This window comes from Streptomyces vietnamensis (genome assembly GCF_000830005.1).
Classification (GTDB): domain Bacteria; phylum Actinomycetota; class Actinomycetes; order Streptomycetales; family Streptomycetaceae; genus Streptomyces; species Streptomyces vietnamensis.
In genome coordinates, this window is sequence record NZ_CP010407.1 from 7,301,134 (window position 1) to 7,317,306 (window position 16,173).

Annotated in this window: 13 protein-coding genes; 8 read left to right on the plus strand and 5 right to left on the minus strand. The window is 71.8% G+C overall.

Annotated elements, in window-relative coordinates; genetic code table 11:
- Window positions 1-18 precede the first annotated feature (18 nt).
- Entirely contained in the window at window positions 19-2,196 is a 2,178-nt protein-coding gene (locus SVTN_RS32685; protein ID WP_041132322.1) for a TerD family protein, read from the plus strand.
- Between the two features lie 167 nt (window positions 2,197-2,363).
- Window positions 2,364-2,669: a hypothetical protein gene (locus SVTN_RS32690; protein WP_041132323.1), complete on the plus strand. Its 306-nt coding sequence runs from the start codon at window positions 2,364-2,366 to the stop codon at window positions 2,667-2,669.
- 61 nt (window positions 2,670-2,730) lie between these two features.
- On the opposite strand, the gene SVTN_RS32695 is transcribed toward SVTN_RS32690, so the two are convergent.
- Entirely contained in the window at window positions 2,731-3,162 is a 432-nt protein-coding gene (locus SVTN_RS32695) for a carboxymuconolactone decarboxylase family protein (RefSeq protein ID WP_052499763.1), read from the minus strand.
- A gap of 178 nt (window positions 3,163-3,340) precedes the next feature.
- On the opposite strand from SVTN_RS32695, the gene SVTN_RS32700 reads away from it, so the two are divergent.
- The 5 genes from SVTN_RS32700 to SVTN_RS32720 all read left to right on the plus strand — a co-directional run bounded on the left by SVTN_RS32700 (window position 3,341) and on the right by SVTN_RS32720 (window position 8,848).
- Window positions 3,341-4,264: a pirin family protein gene (locus tag SVTN_RS32700; protein ID WP_041132325.1), complete on the plus strand. Its 924-nt coding sequence runs from the start codon at window positions 3,341-3,343 to the stop codon at window positions 4,262-4,264.
- A gap of 62 nt (window positions 4,265-4,326) precedes the next feature.
- A complete protein-coding gene (locus tag SVTN_RS32705; RefSeq protein ID WP_041132326.1) occupies window positions 4,327-4,671 on the plus strand; it encodes a GNAT family N-acetyltransferase in 345 nt (114 codons plus the stop codon).
- 372 nt (window positions 4,672-5,043) lie between these two features.
- Window positions 5,044-6,456 carry a family 2B encapsulin nanocompartment shell protein gene (locus SVTN_RS32710; protein WP_041132327.1) on the plus strand — a complete coding sequence of 471 codons (1,413 nt, stop codon included), beginning with the start codon at window positions 5,044-5,046 and terminating at the stop codon, window positions 6,454-6,456.
- Between the two features lie 97 nt (window positions 6,457-6,553).
- Window positions 6,554-7,948, plus strand: coding sequence for a family 2 encapsulin nanocompartment cargo protein terpene cyclase (locus SVTN_RS32715; protein ID WP_041132328.1), 1,395 nt, complete (start codon window positions 6,554-6,556; stop codon window positions 7,946-7,948).
- A 15-nt stretch (window positions 7,949-7,963) separates the two neighbouring features.
- Complete coding sequence (locus SVTN_RS32720) at window positions 7,964-8,848, plus strand: geranyl diphosphate 2-C-methyltransferase (RefSeq protein ID WP_041132329.1); 885 nt, start codon at window positions 7,964-7,966, stop codon at window positions 8,846-8,848.
- A 61-nt stretch (window positions 8,849-8,909) separates the two neighbouring features.
- Here the strand turns inward: SVTN_RS32720 and SVTN_RS32725 are convergent, their stop codons facing one another.
- Window positions 8,910-10,412 carry an MFS transporter gene (locus SVTN_RS32725; protein ID WP_041132330.1) on the minus strand — a complete coding sequence of 501 codons (1,503 nt, stop codon included), beginning with the start codon at window positions 10,410-10,412 and terminating at the stop codon, window positions 8,910-8,912.
- 155 nt (window positions 10,413-10,567) lie between these two features.
- Between SVTN_RS32725 and SVTN_RS32730 the strand changes: the two genes are divergently transcribed.
- Window positions 10,568-11,008, plus strand: coding sequence for a MarR family winged helix-turn-helix transcriptional regulator (locus SVTN_RS32730; RefSeq protein ID WP_041132331.1), 441 nt, complete (start codon window positions 10,568-10,570; stop codon window positions 11,006-11,008).
- A 74-nt stretch (window positions 11,009-11,082) separates the two neighbouring features.
- On the opposite strand, the gene meaB is transcribed toward SVTN_RS32730, so the two are convergent.
- From meaB to SVTN_RS32745, 3 genes are read right to left on the minus strand one after another with little or no spacing between them, the layout of a single operon-like run.
- Entirely contained in the window at window positions 11,083-12,066 is a 984-nt protein-coding gene (gene meaB / locus SVTN_RS32735) for a methylmalonyl Co-A mutase-associated GTPase MeaB (RefSeq protein ID WP_041132332.1), read from the minus strand.
- On the minus strand, window positions 12,063-14,237 hold the full coding sequence (gene scpA, locus SVTN_RS32740; protein ID WP_041132333.1) for a methylmalonyl-CoA mutase: 2,175 nt from the start codon (window positions 14,235-14,237) through the stop codon (window positions 12,063-12,065). The genes meaB and scpA overlap by 4 nt, the downstream gene beginning before the upstream one ends.
- A complete protein-coding gene (locus SVTN_RS32745; protein WP_041132334.1) occupies window positions 14,237-16,048 on the minus strand; it encodes a methylmalonyl-CoA mutase family protein in 1,812 nt (603 codons plus the stop codon). The genes scpA and SVTN_RS32745 overlap by 1 nt, the downstream gene beginning before the upstream one ends.
- Between the last annotated feature and the right edge of the window lie 125 nt (window positions 16,049-16,173).

Genomic DNA, 16,173 nt, shown 5'->3' on the forward strand with positions numbered 1-16,173 from the left:
GGCTGGCAGCATGCCCGAATGGTCCACGCTCTCGAACATCTGGTCGTCCGGCACACCCATCGCCTTCCCCTCCCCACGGCAACGGCCGGGGGCGGCCGCGGCGATGTCGCGGCGCGGCGGTTCGACGCCGCCCTGATGTCGGTCGGGTTCAAGCTGTCGGCCGGGCTGCTCGAAAAGCTGTCCCGGCTGCCGGAGGAGACGGTCCTCGCCGTCGCCGCCCGCACCCTCGACACCGTCCGCGAGATCGTCGGCGACCACGTCCGGCACAACGTGTACTTCGTCGACTTCCCGGCCAACGTGCCCGACACCTTCGACTTTTGGAGGTGCTGCGTCGCCGAGGCCCTCGGCGACGACACCGTGCGCCCCGGGGTGATCGAGCGGCTGCGCGCCGGCGTGCTCGACCTCCTCACCCTCCCCTCGTACGGCACCTACCGCCACACGTACGAGCAGATGCTCGCCGCGCACGACGAACTGATCGCCGCGGCGGGCGACCGCATGACGGTCCTGCACCCCGGCGGCACCCCCGACGAGGAGACCACCGCCCTCTATCTGTCCCTGGCCGGAAGCACCACCCCGCTCGGCGACGAGCACCTGCGCGACCTCGCGCTCCTCGCCGCCCACCGGGCAGACGGACCCCAGCCCGAGGCGATCCCGGTCCGGGAGCACCGCGCCGTCGTCAACCGGGCCCGCCTCGACGCCGGCGCGGACCTCCTCCTGGACACGGTCACCGACGTCCTGCGCCTGGCCTGCGCCCTCTCCGGCGGCGACGTCGGTCTGCGCGAGCCGACCCGGTTCCGCGCGCTGTCCCGGCCCGTCCGCCGCGCCCTGCTCGGCAGCCTCGACGCCGTCGTCGCCGAAGCCCCCGCCAAGCTCGCCGACGTCGCCGCGCACCGCGAGGCGTGGAAGCGCCTCGGCGAGCGGCTGCACCCGCACGAGTACCCGCGGTGGCCGCACGCGGCCGAGGTCTTCGCCGTCGCCCGCGGCGAGAAGAAGGCACCCTCCTTCGACAGCCGCGTCGAGGAACTCCTCGGCCGCGGCGACGTCATCGGGGCGGCCGAACTCCTGACCTCCGCCCCCGGCAGGCTGCTGCGCGCCCTGGACCGGCTCCTGCGCGCGGCGGACGGGCGGAAGGAACTCGACGCCGTCCTCACCGCGTTCGAGAGCGCCGTCCCCCATGCCTCCGGCCGCGTCGTGCTCTCCCTCCGCGAGCACGTCCAGAACCGCACGGGGACGGCGGGGGAGCGGCGGGTCTTCGTCAACCGGGTCGGCGCCGCCTGGGTCACCGCCGACACCCGGCCGCCGCTGCCGCCCGCCGTACGGGAGCGGCTGTGCGCCGTCCTCGACGCCGAGACCCGGCGCCGCCTCCCCGCCCCGGGACACCTGCTCGTCGACCCCGCCGTCCTGGACGTGGCGCTCCCGCTCAGCGGCCGGGCGACCGCGGCGGGGCTCGGCGTCCTGCCGCGCGGCTCCGTCTCGCCCGTCGAGGGCGAGCTGCTGCGCTTCTTCACGTACTGGAAGCAGACCGCGCGCAGGACCGACTACGACCTGTCGGCGCTGGTCCTGGACGAGGACTACGCGACCGTCACCTGGCTCTCGTACACGGCCCTCACCGCCGTCGAGGGCGCGCACTCCGGCGACATCACCGACGCGCCCGAGGGCGCCTCGGAGTTCATCGACCTGCGGCTCGGCGCCGTCCGCGGCAGCTACATCGTCCCGCAGGTGAACCTCTACTCCGGGGAGGACTTCGAGGAGGTCGAGGAGTCGTTCTTCGGCTTCATGCTGCGCGAGACCGAGCAGAAGGGCCGCCCGTTCGAGCCGCGCACGGTCCGGATGAAGTCCGACCTGCGCGGTCCCGGCCGGGTCGCGCTGCCGCTCGCCTTCGAACGCGGCGAGGACGGCGGCTGGCGCGCACGCTGGCTGCACCTGTACCTGCGGGGCGCCCCGTCCGCGAACCGGGTCGAGGAGAACCGGGTGTCGGTGGCGGTACTGCTCCGGGGGCTGCTCGCCCGCACCCCGCTGACGGTCCGCCACCTCGTCGACCTGATGGGCCCCGAGGCCACCGCCACGACCTGGTGGGACGGCTCGACGCCGCCGGACGGACCCGTCACGTACATCGGTCTGGAGCGGCCCGCCGGCCTGCCGCCGGGCTCGCGCGTCCTCACGCCCGAAAATCTGCGCGACCTGATCCCCGCCTGACTGCTACGGTCGTCCCGGGCGAGGCCATGAAGAGGCTTCCTTCTCAAAACCCCTTGAAATAGCCTCTTCGCTTTCCTCGCCCCTCTGCTTGTACGGAGGGACCCCCGTTCGGACGGTGAGAGCGGGGGCCGACCGTGTCCCACGGCAGGTCGGCCCGTTGTGAGGGTGTGACCTCAACACGACGCATCTCCTCGATCCTCGCCGTCGCCGCCGCGTTCTCGTGTCTCGGCGCCGCCGGGGCCTCCGCCGCGAACGCCGCCGAAGCCACCGGACCGCTCGGCCCCAAGATCAACCCGGTCAGCGAGCTCGACGCCCTCACCATGACCGGCATCCCCGAGGAGTCCCGCGGGCGCTTCCCCGGCGTGGCCAGTCAGCTGAGCGGCCTCAGCCGGGTGAACGAGCTGGGGCAGCTGCGCCAGCTGACCGACCTCGCGGCCCCGGCCACCGGGCTGCTCCCCGAGATCTCCACCTGACCGACCCGATACGACCCGCTCCGAAGGTCCGGTGCCCCGAGGGCGCCGGACCTTCGCCGTGTCAGGGCCTGGCGGCCGTCTCCCGCACGGGGTGCCTGCTCAGGATCGAGACCCGGTTGAAGGCGTTGATGGTGATCGCCACCCAGATGACCGCCGAGATCTCGTCGTCGTTCAGGGACCCGCGGGCGGTGTCGTACGCACGCTCCTGCGCGAGGACGTCGGCGGGGGCGGTGGTGGCCTCCGCGAGGGCCAGGGCCGCGCGCTCCCGTGCCGTGAAGAGCTCGGTGTCGCGCCAGGCGGCGAGCACGCCCAGGCGGCGGGTCGTCTCGCCGGCGCGCAGGGCGGCCCTGGTGTGCACGTCGAGGCAGTACGCGCAGCCGTTGATCTGGGACACACGGAGGTTGACGAGCTCCACCAGGATGCGGTCGAGCCCCGCGGCGGCGGCCGTCGTGCGCACGGCCTCGGCCGTCTGGACCAGCGCGTGGTAGGCCATGGGACTCTGCTTGTCGACGTAGACCCGCCCGTCCGCCGGGGCTCCTGCCGTGTCGCTCACCGTGCGCTCCTTCCCGAGGCCCGATGACCTCGTCCGTCGACCGTGCGTGTCACCGTCGTAGGAGCTATCATCGTCCATGATTGTTGAAAATGGAACTACTTCCATGGAGGGGTCGGCAATGAGCACCATAGAGATCGAGGTCCTGACCTCGCGGGACGTCCCGCTGGGCGGGCCGCGGGCGATGACCGTACGGCGTACGCTCCCGCAGCGGGCCAGGACGCTGATCGGGGCCTGGTGCTTCGCCGACCACTACGGCCCCGACGACGTCGCCGAGTCCGGCGGCATGGACGTCGCCCCCCACCCGCACATCGGACTGCAGACCGTGAGCTGGCTGTTCAGCGGCGAGATCGAGCACCGCGACAGCCTGGGCAGCCACGCGTACGTACGCCCCGGAGAGCTCAACCTCATGACGGGCGGCCACGGCATCAGCCACACCGAGGTCTCCACCGCCCGCACCACCGTCCTGCACGGCGTGCAGCTGTGGGTGGCCCTCCCCGAGGAGCACCGGAACACCGCCCGGGACTTCCAGCACCACGCCCCGGAGACCGTCCGCGTCGACGGCGCGGACCTCCGGGTCTTCCTCGGGACGCTCGCCGGCTCGACCTCCCCGGTCCGCACCTTCACGCCGCTCCTCGGCGCCGAACTCCTCATCGAGCCGGGCGCGACCGTCACCCTCCCCGTGGACCCCGCCTTCGAACACGGCCTGCTCGTCGACACGGGGGAGGTCCGCCTGGCCGGAACGCTTCTGCGCCCGGCCGAACTGGGGTACGCCCCCACCGGGGCCGACTCGCTGACCCTCGTGAACGAGTCGGACGCCCCCGCCCGCGCGGTCCTCCTCGGCGGGACCCCGTTCGAGGAGGAGATCGTGATGTGGTGGAACTTCATCGGCCGCAGCCACGAGGACATCGTCGAGGCCCGCGAGGAGTGGGAGAAGGCCTCCGACCGCTTCGGCGAGGTCGAGGGCTACCCCGGCGACCGCCTCCCGGCCCCCGCCCTGCCCAACGCCCGGATCGCGCCCCGCAAGAACCCCGCACGCACCTGACCCACCCCTCTCCCTCCTCTTCACGCATTCACGCATTCACGCATTCACGAAAGGCACTCCCCATGACCGAGCAGACCGCCACCGCCCCCGTCGTCCGGCGCGTGGACCCCCGGCACCGGTACGAGATCCTGGTCGACGGCGAGCGCGCCGGCCTGACCGCCTACCGCGACCGCGACGACCGACGGGTCTTCTTCCACACCGAGGTCGACGAGGCCTACGCGGGCCAGGGCCTGGCCGCGATCCTCGTCGAGCAGGCCCTCACCGACGTCCGCGCCTCCGGGATGCGGATCGTCCCCGTCTGCCCCTACGTCGCGAAGTTCCTGAAGAAGCACGAGGAGTTCGCCGACATCACCGACCCGGTGACCCCCGAGGTCCTCCAGTGGCTGGACGCACAGCTGGGACGTTGACCCCCGGTCAACACGACGCACGCGGAGGCGAACGCTTCATCCGAACGGACGAGTCGCGCGCGATCGGGCCCGCAGGCCCCCTGAGCCGGGGGCCGAACGGGCGACCGAACGGGCGGGTCCTCCGCGCGTCGTTGGCCGACTCTCGATCGGTTGGCCGGAAACCTGCTGGTCACCGACTTAAACATTGTTTCGAGCAAGATCACCACAAGGAGGTAATGCTCTCGGACTCATCGAGCGAGGCGGGCTCGGCGGCCGTTACTGTTCCCCGAGATCTGGACGGATTCCCGGATCTTCGCCCCCCTTTATCTTCTTTCACCGGTTTTCGGCGCGCCCGTGCGCCGAGAGTCGCCCTTGCGAAGGAGAGCTCGCCCGATGACCGTTGACGACCGCCCGGACGTACAGACGGGACCGCCCCAGCAGTCCAGTCTGAGCACCGCGGCCGCCCGCAACCTCGCCACCACGACCAAGTCCGCTCCGCAGATGCAGGAGATCAGCTCCCGCTGGCTGCTGCGGATGCTCCCCTGGGTGGAGACGAAGGGCGGCGCCTACCGGGTGAACCGCCGACTGAGCTACACCGTCGGCGACGGACGCATCGAGTTCGTCCAGGACGGCTCCCGCGTCCGCGTCATCCCCCGCGAGCTCGGCGAACTCGCCCTGCTGCGCGGCTTCGAGGACGTCGACGTGCTCAACGCGCTCGCCGACCGCTGCGTCCAGCGCGACTTCAGCGCCGGTGAGGTGCTCGTCCAGCGCGGGGCGCCCGCCGACCAGATCCACCTGATCGCCCACGGCCGCGTCAGCCAGACCTCCGTCGGCAAGTACGGCGACGAGGTCGCGGTCGCCACGCTCGCCGACGGCGACCGCTTCGGCGAGAACGCCCTCCTCGACGGCGACGCCGGCTGGGACTACACCGCGACCGCCGAGACCTCCGGCACTCTGCTCTCCCTCTCCCGCGCCGACTTCGCGAACATCCTCAACTCGGCGCCGAGCCTCCAGTCCCACATCCGGGAGTTCAGCTCGCTGCCCGACCAGCGGCAGAACAAGTACGGCGAGGCCGAGATCGCGATGTCGGCCGGCCACAAGGGCGAGGCCGAGATCCCCGGCGCCTTCGTCGACTACGAGCTCAAGCCGCGCGAGTACGAACTCTCCGTCGCCCAGACCGTCCTGAAGGTCCACACCCGGGTCGCCGACCTCTACAACGGGCCGATGAACCAGACGGAGGAGCAGCTCAGGCTCACCATCGAGGCGCTGCGCGAGCGCCAGGAGTACGAGCTGATCAACAACCCGGAGTTCGGCCTGCTCCACAACGCCGACTTCAAGCAGCGGATCCAGCCGCACTCCGGCCCACCCACCCCGGACGACCTCGACGAGCTGCTCTGCCGCCGCCGCAGCACCAAGCTCTTCCTCGCCCACCCCAAGACGATCGCGGCGATCGGGCGCGAGTGGAACCGCGCGGGGCTCTACCCGAACACCATCGAGCTCCAGGGGCACCAGGTCCCGGCCTGGCGCGGGGTCCCGATCCTGCCCTGCAACAAGATCCCCATCAGCAAGGAGAACACCAGCTCCATCCTCGCCATGCGTCTCGGCGAGGACAACCAGGGCGTCATCGGTCTGCGCCAGACCGGTCTGCCCGAGGAGTACGAGCCGGGCCTGTCCGTGCGGTTCATGGGCATCAGCGAGCAGGCGATCATGTCGTACCTCGTCACGACGTACTACTCCGCCGCCGTCCTGGTCCCGAACGCGCTCGGCGTCCTGGAGAACGTGCAGATCGCGCGCCGGCGCGACTAGGGCCCCTCCCCGCAGGCCACCTCCACCCGGACCATCCGGGCCGGGCCCGCGTGCCCGGAATCCGGGACGGCCCGCCCACCTCTCCAAGGAGTCACGGATGCCCGATCCCGGGCTTTCCCCTCTGCAGTCCAGCCTGCCCGGCGCCGCGGCCTCGTTCACCGCCAGGGTCCTCGCCGACGCCGCGGCCCACGGCTTCGCCGTACCGCACATCGCCGCCGAAACGCAGCCCCTCCCCACGGAAGCCCCTGCCGGAGCCCCCACCGAGGCCCCTGCCGGGATCCCCACTGGGCTCCCCGCCGGGGCCCCTGCCGGGATGGCCGTCGGGGCCGCCGCGGCCCCCGTCGTCGAACCCGCCCCCGCGACCACGCGGTCCCAGCCCGATCCGGGGTGGGTCCTGCGCGGTCCCAGTGGTCTCGGTACGGCGGGGCTGTCCCTGGTCCCGCGTGCGGAACCCCCGGCGCTCCCGGCAGAACACCCGGCGCTCCCGGCGGAGCCCCTCGCGGCGCCGGCGGACGCGCTGATCATCCCGGGCCTCTACTGGCACCCGGTGCCGGAGCCCGATCCGGTGCGGATGGAGGAGGTCAGCCGCCGGATCAAGTCCTGGGCGCTCGACGAGATCCAGCTCTACCCGGAGGACTGGGAGGGCGACTTCGACGGGTTCCGCGTCGGGCCCTACATGGTGGCCTGCCACCCGGACGCCCCGAGCATCGAGCACCTCATGGTCGCCGCCCGGCTGATGGTCGCCGAGAACGCCGTCGACGACTGCTACTGCGAGGACCTCGGCGGTTCGCCCATCGGGCTGGGCGGACGGCTCCTCCTCGCGCACACCGCCCTGGACCCGCTGCACTCGACGGCGGAGTACCAGCCGCAGTGGGCGGAATCGCTCCACGCGGACGCGCCCCGGCGCGCCTATCGCTCCGCCATGGAGTACTTCGTCCGCCTGGCGACCCCGTCCCAGGCCGACCGGTTCCGGCACGACATGGCCCGGCTGCACATGGGCTATCTCGCCGAGGCCGCGTGGGACGAGACGAACCACGTGCCGGAGGTGTGGGAGTACCTCACGATGCGGCAGTTCAACAACTTCCGCCCCTGTCCCACCATCACCGACACCGTCGGCGGCTACGAACTCCCCACCGATCTGCACGCCCAGCCGGCGATGCAGCGGGTCCTGGCACTGGCCGGCAACGCCAGCACCATCGTCAACGACCTGTACTCGTACACCAAGGAACTCGCCAGCCCCGGCCGGCACATGAACCTGCCCGTGGTGCTCGCCGACCGGGAGTCCCTCTCGGAGAAGGACGCGTACCTGAAGGCGGTCGAGGTCCACAACGACCTCATGCGCGACTTCGAGGCCGCGTCCGCCGAACTGGCCGCCGCCTGCCCCGTCCCGAGCGTGCTCCGCTTCCTGAAGGGAGTGGCCGTGTGGGTCGACGGCAACCACTACTGGCACCAGACCAACACCTACCGCTACAGCCTGCCCGATTTCTGGTAAGAACGGATTTCATCTGTGACCAACACCGAGCTCCCCACCGTCAACGGCACCTCCGCGTTCGTCCCCGCCCCGGCGACGCCGTACCAGGGAGACATCGCCCGTTACTGGAACGCCGAGGCCAGGCCCGTGAACCTGCGCCTGGGTGACGTGGACGGGCTGTACCACCACCACTACGGCATCGGTGCCGTGGACCACGCCGCCCTCGGGGACGTCGAGGACAGCGAGTACGAGAAGAAGCTGATCTCCGAGCTGCACCGCCTGGAGTCGGCGCAGGCCGAGGTGCTCCTCGACCACCTCGGCCCGATCAGCCCCGAGGACACCCTCGTCGACGCCGGCTGCGGCCGCGGCGGTTCGAGCGTCATGGCCCACCAGCGCTTCGGCTGCAAGGTCGAGGGCGTCACCCTCTCCTCCACGCAGGCCGAGTTCGGCAACAGGCGCGCGAAGGAGCTGGAGATCGACAGCCACGTCCGCGCGCAGGTCTGCAACATGCTGGACACTCCCTTCGAGAAGGGCAGCATCGCCGGCTCGTGGAACAACGAGTCGAGCATGTACGTCGACCTGGACGACCTGTTCGCCGAGCACTCCCGGTTCCTCAAGGTCGGTGGCCGCTACGTGACCATCACCGGCTGCTGGAACCCGAAGTACGGCCAGCCCTCGAAGTGGGTCTCCCAGATCAACGCGCACTTCGAGTGCAACATCCACTCGCGCCGTGAGTACCTGAAGGCGATGGCCGACAACCGCCTCGTCCCGCAGGCCGTCATCGACCTGACGCCGGACACCCTCCCCTACTGGGAGCTGCGGGCCACGTCCTCGCTGGTCACCGGCATCGAGGAGGCGTTCATCGAGTCGTACAAGGACGGCTCCTTCCAGTACGTCCTGATCGCGGCCGACCGCGTCTGACGTACCGCCCACCCCCACGGCCGAGGGGCGGGTCCGTCTTCCGACGGACCCGCCCCTCGCGTCATGCCGCGGCCGTCTCCTTCTCGGAGGCCTCGGCGGTCTCGGCGGCCGGTGCGCTCACCCGCTCGGTACGGGGCGCCTGGCCGGTCCGCAGGCCGAGGCGGGCGATGACCGCGACGAGCGCGAAGGCGGCGGCGCCGATCCAGAAGGTGAGGGTGAAGCCGGACTCGGCGGGCAGGGCCGGGACGCCGGCGGGCAGGTGCTCGATCGTCTGCGAGGCCAGGATCGTGGTGACCACGGCGCTGCCGACCGCGCTGCCGGTGGAGCGGGAGATCGAGTTGATGCCGTTGGCGATGCCGCTCTGGTGGTGCGGGACGCTCGCCATGATGACGGCGGGCATGGCCGCGTACCCGAAGCTGACGGCCGCGCCGACGATCACGCCGGCGCCGATCACCGACGCGGTGTGGCCGTGGTCGAGGGCGAGCCAGCCGAAGCCCACGGCGCCGAACGCGGCGGCCAGGGTCAGCGCGGTGCGCGGGCCGCGGTGGCGGACCAGGCGGCCGCCGATCGGCGAGGCGAGCAGGGAGACGATCGCGCCGGGCAGCAGGAACTCCACGGAGGCGCGGAGGATGGAGGCGCCGAAGCCGTAGCCGGTGAGGGCCTCGGGCATCTGGACGAGGTACGAGACGCCCAGGAAGTTCGCGAACATGCCGAAGCCGACGAGGATGCCGGCCAGGTTGGCCATGAGCACCGGCCGGTGCACGAACATCCGCATGTCGACGAGGGGCTCGCGGACCTTGAGCTCGGTGAAGACCCAGACGACGGTCATGACGGCCGCGGCCGCGAAGCTGCCCAGGGTGCGGCCGGAGGTCCAGCCCCATTCGTGGCCCTGCGAGATCGGCAGCAGGAGGAGCAGCAGGGTGGCGCCGAGGGTGAGCGCGCCGAGGAAGTCGGTGCGGCCGCCGGTCTTGTGGCGGGTCGCGGGGACCAGGAACACGACGGCGAGGAGGGCGATCGCGGCGAAGCCGGTGGCCATCCAGAAGGCGCTGCGGTAGTCGGCGTCGGAGCCGGAGGTGAGCAGGCCGGTGGCGACGAGCGCGAGACCGCTGCCGAAGGCGAGGGTGCCGCTGACCAGGGACATCGCGCCGGGCAGCTTCTGCGGGCGGACCTCCTCGCGCAGCACGGACAGGGCGAGCGGGAAGATCGCGGTGGCGGCGCCCTGGAGGACGCGGCCGAGGATCAGCAGGGGGAGCGAGGTCGCCAGGGCGGCGACGACGGAGCCGGCGACCATGACGCCGAGGACGGCGACCAGGGTGGGCTTCTTGCCGTGCTGGTCGCCGAAGCGGCCGAGCAGCGGGGTGAAGACGGCGGCGGAGAGCAGGGTGGCGGTGGTGACCCAGCTGACGTTGGCGGCCGAGGTGCCCAGGTCGGCGCGGATGAGGCCGAGGATCGGGACCGGCAGGGTCTGCATCATCGACACGACCATGGCGGCGAGGCTCAGCGCGAAGACGACGAGCGTCTCGCGCCGGGGATCGGCGGCGGGCGGGGTGGTCTCGTGACTCATGTGTGGGGACCTTCTCGGTGCTTCACGTCGTAGATGTTTGATGTCATCAAGTAATACGACGACGGTAGGCCCCGATGCTTGAGGAGGTCAAGTAAATGCTTGAGGTCCTTAAGTAAACAATTGATAATGTCAAGGATCGTGAGTATGCTCGAACCATGAGCGCGACGACCCCCGAGACGCCCACCAAGCTCCAGCTGCTCGAGCTCCTCGCCGCCATCGGCACGGCGCAGTGGCGCGACTTCGCCGCCGCTGCCGCCCACCACGGGCTGACGTCCACGCAGGCCAAGGTCCTCGCCCAGCTGAACGGTCCGCTGCCGATGCGCGCCCTCGCGACCCTGCTCGTCTGCGACGCGTCGAACGTCACCGGGATCATCGACCGCCTGGAGGGGCGCGGCCTGGTGCGCCGCGAGCCCGACGCCTCCGACCGGCGCGTGAAGAACGTCGTGGCGACCGACGAGGGCCGGGAGGTCATCCGGCGGGTCCGCGAGGAGATGCAGGCGACCCACGGCGCCCTCGACACCCTCGGCGCGGAGGACAGCGCCACCCTGTACGGCCTGCTCGCGCGGCTGCGACCGGGCATGGAGAACAACGCCTGAGTGTGGCTGCGCCCGGGCACGGAGAAGGGCGCCTGACGGGAAACCCCGTTCAGGCGCCCTTCTCCATGCCCGGCTCAGTCCCTGCGCTCCCCGAAGGCCCTCAGGATCTCCTCGGCGGCCAGGGTCGCCGTCAGCTCGCCGTCCCTGACCCGCCGCTCCAGGGAGGGCGTCACGTCCTGGACCGCCGGGTCGGCGCTCAGCCGTCGCAGCAGCTCGTCCCGGACCATCGACCACGTCCAGTCGACCTGCTGGTCCTGGCGCTTGGCCGCGAGGCGGCCGGTCGAGTCGAGGAGCGCCCGGTGCTGCTTCAGACGGTCCCAGACCTCGTCGAGGCCTGCCGACTCCCGGGCGCTGCAGCTCAGCACCGGCGGGGTCCAGGCCGCGTCGGCGCCGTGCATCAGCCGCAGCGCGCCCGCCAGCTCACGCGCGGCGGCGCGGGCGTCGCGCTCGTGCGGGCCGTCCGCCTTGTTGACGGCGACCACGTCGGCCAGCTCCAGGACGCCCTTCTTGATGCCCTGGAGCTGATCGCCGGTCCGGGCCAAGGTGAGCAGCAGGAACGAGTCGACCATGTTGGCGACGGCGGTCTCGGACTGGCCGACACCCACCGTCTCCACGAGCACCACGTCGTAGCCCGCGGCCTCCATCACGACCATCGACTCCCGCGTCGCCTTCGCGACGCCGCCGAGCGTGCCGGCGCTGGGGGAGGGGCGGACGAAGGCCGCCGGGTCGACGGCCAGCCGCTCCATCCGGGTCTTGTCGCCGAGGATCGAGCCGCCCGTACGGGTCGACGACGGGTCGACGGCGAGCACCGCCACCCGGTGGCCGAGCCCGGTCAGCATCGTCCCGAACGCGTCGATGAAGGTGGACTTCCCGACCCCGGGCACCCCGCTGATCCCGATCCGCACGGCCTTCCCGCTGTGCGGCAGGAGCTCCGTGAGGAGCTCCTGCGCGAGCGCACGGTGCTGGGGGCGCGTCGACTCGACGAGGGTGATCGCACGCGCGATCACCGCCCGCTTCCCGTCGAGCACGCCCTTCACATACGTGTCGAGACCGATCACAGGTCGTGCCCGAGGTCGGCCGCCAGCCGCGTCACCAGGTCGTGGGCCGCGTCGGGGATCACCGTCCCCGGCGGGAACACGGCCGCCGCGCCCATCTCCAGGAGCGTCGGCACGTCCTGCGGGGGGATGACGCCGCCGACCACGATCATGATGTCCTCGCGGCCCTCCGCCGCGAGCTCCTCCCGCAGCGCCGGCACGAGGGTGAGGTGCCCCGCGGCCAGCGACGAGACCCCGACGATGTGCACGTCCGCCTCGACGGCCTGACGCGCCACCTCGGCCGGGGTCTGGAACAGCGGGCCGACGTCCACGTCGAAGCCCAGGTCGGCGAAGGCGGTGGCGATCACCTTCTGGCCCCGGTCGTGGCCGTCCTGGCCCATCTTGGCGACCAGGATGCGCGGCCGGCGCCCCTCGGCCTCGCCGAAGGCGTCGACCAGGGTCCGGGTGCGCTCCACGGAGGGGGACTCGCCTGTCTCGGTGCGGTACACACCGGAGATCGTACGGATCTGCGCCGCGTGACGGCCGTACACCTTCTCCAGGGCCTCCGAGATCTCGCCGACGGTGGCCTTCGCGCGGGCCGCGCGCACGGCGAGCTCCAGGAGGTTGCCGTCGCCGCCCGCGGCGCGGGTGAGCGCGTCGAGCGCGTCCCGGCAGGCGGTCTCGTCGCGCTCCTCGCGCAGCCGCCGCAGCTTCTCGATCTGCTGGGCGCGGACGGAGGAGTTGTCGACCTTGAGGACCTCGATCTGCTCGTCGGACGCCACCCGGTACTTGTTGACGCCGATCACCGGCTGCCGTCCGGAGTCGATGCGGGCCTGGGTGCGGGCCGCGGCCTCCTCCACGCGCAGCTTGGGGATGCCCGCGTCGATGGCCTTGGCCATGCCGCCGGCCTGCTCGACCTCCTGGATGTGCTTCCACGCGCGGCGGGCCAGGTCGTAGGTGAGCTTCTCGACGTACGCGCTGCCGCCCCAGGGGTCGATCGTCCGGCAGGTGCCGGACTCCTGCTGGAGGAGCAGCTGCGTGTTGCGGGCGATGCGCGCCGAGAAGTCGGTGGGCAGCGCGAGGGCCTCGTCGAGGGCGTTGGTGTGCAGCGACTGGGTGTGGCCCTGGGTCGCGGCCATCGCCTCCACGCAGGTCCGCGTGACGTTGTTGAACACGTCCTGCGCGGTCAGCGACCAGCCGGAGGTCTGCGAATGGGTCCGCAGGGAAAGCGACTTGGCGTTCTGCGGGTCGAACTGCTTGACCAGCTTCGCCCAGAGCAGCCGGGCCGCGCGCAGCTTCGCGATCTCCATGAAGAAGTTCATGCCGATCGCCCAGAAGAACGACAGGCGCGGCGCGAACGCGTCCACGTCCAGGCCCGCTTCACGCCCGGCCCGGATGTACTCCACACCGTCCGCGAGCGTGTACGCCAGCTCCAGGTCGGCCGTCGCACCCGCCTCCTGGATGTGGTACCCGGAGATGGAGATGGAGTTGTAGCGCGGCATCCGCTGCGAGGTGTACGCGAAGATGTCGGAGATGATCCGCATCGACGGCCCGGGCGGATAGATGTACGTGTTGCGGACCATGAACTCCTTGAGGATGTCGTTCTGGATGGTCCCGGCCAGCTTCTCGGGCGGTACGCCCTGCTCCTCGGCGGCCACGATGTACAGCGCGAGCACGGGCAGCACCGCGCCGTTCATCGTCATCGACACGGACATCTTGTCCAGCGGGATGCCGTCGAACAGCTGCCGCATGTCGTAGATGGAGTCGATGGCCACGCCGGCCATGCCGACGTCACCGGTGACGCGCGGGTGGTCGCTGTCGTAGCCGCGGTGGGTCGGCAGGTCGAAGGCGACCGACAGGCCCTTCTGGCCGGCGGCGAGGTTGCGCCGGTAGAAGGCGTTCGACTCCTCGGCCGTGGAGAAGCCCGCGTACTGACGGATCGTCCAGGGCTGGTTGACGTACATGGTCGGGTACGGGCCGCGCAGGTACGGGGTCATGCCCGGACGGGTGTCCAGGAAGTCCAGGCCCTCCAGGTCCTGCCCGGTGTACAGCGGCTTGACGGCGATGCCCTCCGGGGTCTCCCACAGCAGGTCGTCACCGCCCGCCGCCTTCTCGACGGCCGTGCGCCACTCGTCGGACCCGCCCCCGGCGGCCTGTGCCCCGAGCTCGATCCCGGAGAAATCGGGGATGGACATCAGGACACTCCCATGCGGTCGAGGGCGGTGGAGAGCAGGGCGACGGCGTCGCAGCCGGCGAAGACGTACGAGTCGACACCGGCGTACGACGCGGGGCGCCCGGCCAGGAGGACGTGCTCGGCCCCGGCCGCGCGCAGCTCCCCGGCGGTGGCCTCGGCCTGCTCCTCGTACAGCGCGTCGTTGGAGCAGAGGCAGGCCTCGCGGGCGCCGCTCTCCTCGAACGTGCCCTCGGTGACGGCCTCGATGCCGCCCGCCTGGAAGAGGTTGGCGGCGAAGGTGAGCCGGGCCGAGTGCGCGGCCGCCGGGCCGAGCGCGGCCAGGTAGACGCGGGGCCGGGCACCGGTCGCCGCGAGGTGGGCGTCGGAGCGGGCGCGCAGCTCCTCGTACGCCTCGTCGCGCCGGACGCGGGGGAGGCCACCGGAGAGCGGCTGGGGCGCGGGCGCGCGGTCGACGGGCTTCTCCGCGAGGTGCGGGAACTCGCTGACGCCGGTGATGGGTTCGCGGCGGGTGGCGAGCTTCCTGCTGCGCGCGGCCCAGGTCTCGGCGAGCCGCTCGCCGATCAGGCCGGAGCGCAGCGCGGCCTCCTGGCCGCCCGCCCGCTCGATCGTCCGGAAGAACTCCCAGGCGGCGTGCGCGAGTTCGTCGGTGAGCTTCTCCACGTACCAGGAGCCGCCCGCCGGGTCGATGACCCGGGACAGGTGGGACTCCTCGATGAGGACGGTGGAGGTGTTGCGGGCGATCCGGCGGGCGAACGCGTCCGGCAGGCCGAGCGCGTCGTCGAAGGGCAGCACGGTGACGCTGTCGGCGCCGCCCACACCGGCCGCGAGGGTCGCGATGGTGGTGCGCAGCATGTTCACCCAGGGGTCGCGGCGCGTCATCATCACCGGCGAGGTCACCGCGTGCTGGCGCTGCGCGCCCGCCTCCGGGGCGCCGCAGGCCTCGGCGACACGGGCCCACAGGCGGCGCGCGGCGCGCAGCTTGGCGATCGTCAGGAACTGGTCGGCGGTGGCGGCGTAACGGAACTCCAGCTGCCCGCAGGCCTCGGTGACGCTCAGTCCGGCCTCGGTCAGGCCCCGCAGGTAGGCGACACCGGTCGCGAGGGAGCAGCCGAGCTCCTGCGCGGCCGAGCCGCCGGCCTCGTGGTACGGCAGGGCGTCCACGGTGAGGGCCCGAAGGCCCGGGTACGTGTCGGCGCAGCGGCGTGCGAGGCCGGCGACGGACGCCAGGTCGTAGGCCGCGCGGCCGGTGCGGGCCTCGTGGCCCAGCGGGTCGGCGCCCAGGCTGCCGCGGGCCGCCTCCGGGGCGACGCCCCGCTCCTCGTACAGCCGCAGCAGCCGCTCGGCGGCCGCCTCCGTCTCGTCGCCCGCGTCGAGGACGACGGGCGCGAGGTCGAGGTAGACGCCGTCGAGGACGCCGTCGAGCGAGGACACCGGGATGCCCGTGCCGCCGACGCCGAGCCACAGGGAGGTGACGCCGTTCTCCAGGTCGGCGAGGACGGCCTCGTTGTCGGCCGTCAGGTGCCGCTGGCGCACGTCCCAGCCGCCGACGGTGTTGCCCTCGGCCCGCCCGCCGCGCACGAAGGGCGCGAAGCCGGGGAGGCCGGGGTCGGGCGCGGTGTCGCGCGCGGTGTACAGGGGGCGGGTGCCGAGGCCGTCCTCAAGGAGGGTGGACAGGGCGTCCTCGGCGGCGGCGCCGGAGACCTCCTTGCCCGACTTGCGCAGGACACCCGCCACGAGGTGTTGCCACTGATCGTGTGGCGCGTCTGGGAATTCGGACGCCAGGGAGAGCCCGTCGTCAGGCAGGACCGTCATGGCTCGGATGCTAGGGGAGATCGCTAAAGGAACAGCAGGGCGTACAGCTGTGACCTTCTTCTCTTCGAGAGGGTGAGTTAGGTTAGGCTTGCCTAAGTATTCAGGTCTCCGTCGTCCTTCTCCCC

Excerpts from the sequence above, each read along its gene's own strand:
- SVTN_RS32685 (WP_041132322.1), top strand. The coding sequence starts at position 19 with ATGGTCCACGCTCTCGAACATCTGGTCGTCCGGCACACCCATCGCCTT.
- SVTN_RS32695 (WP_052499763.1), bottom strand. The coding sequence starts at position 3,162 with ATGGCCTACCACGCGCTGGTCCAGACGGCCGAGGCCGTGCGCACGACG.
- SVTN_RS32700 (WP_041132325.1), top strand. The coding sequence starts at position 3,341 with ATGAGCACCATAGAGATCGAGGTCCTGACCTCGCGGGACGTCCCGCTG.
- SVTN_RS32705 (WP_041132326.1), top strand. The coding sequence starts at position 4,327 with ATGACCGAGCAGACCGCCACCGCCCCCGTCGTCCGGCGCGTGGACCCC.
- SVTN_RS32710 (WP_041132327.1), top strand. The coding sequence starts at position 5,044 with ATGACCGTTGACGACCGCCCGGACGTACAGACGGGACCGCCCCAGCAG.
- SVTN_RS32715 (WP_041132328.1), top strand. The coding sequence starts at position 6,554 with ATGCCCGATCCCGGGCTTTCCCCTCTGCAGTCCAGCCTGCCCGGCGCC.
- SVTN_RS32725 (WP_041132330.1), bottom strand. The coding sequence starts at position 10,412 with ATGAGTCACGAGACCACCCCGCCCGCCGCCGATCCCCGGCGCGAGACG.
- SVTN_RS32730 (WP_041132331.1), top strand. The coding sequence starts at position 10,568 with ATGAGCGCGACGACCCCCGAGACGCCCACCAAGCTCCAGCTGCTCGAG.
- scpA (WP_041132333.1), bottom strand. The coding sequence starts at position 14,237 with ATGTCCATCCCCGATTTCTCCGGGATCGAGCTCGGGGCACAGGCCGCC.
- SVTN_RS32745 (WP_041132334.1), bottom strand. The coding sequence starts at position 16,048 with ATGACGGTCCTGCCTGACGACGGGCTCTCCCTGGCGTCCGAATTCCCA.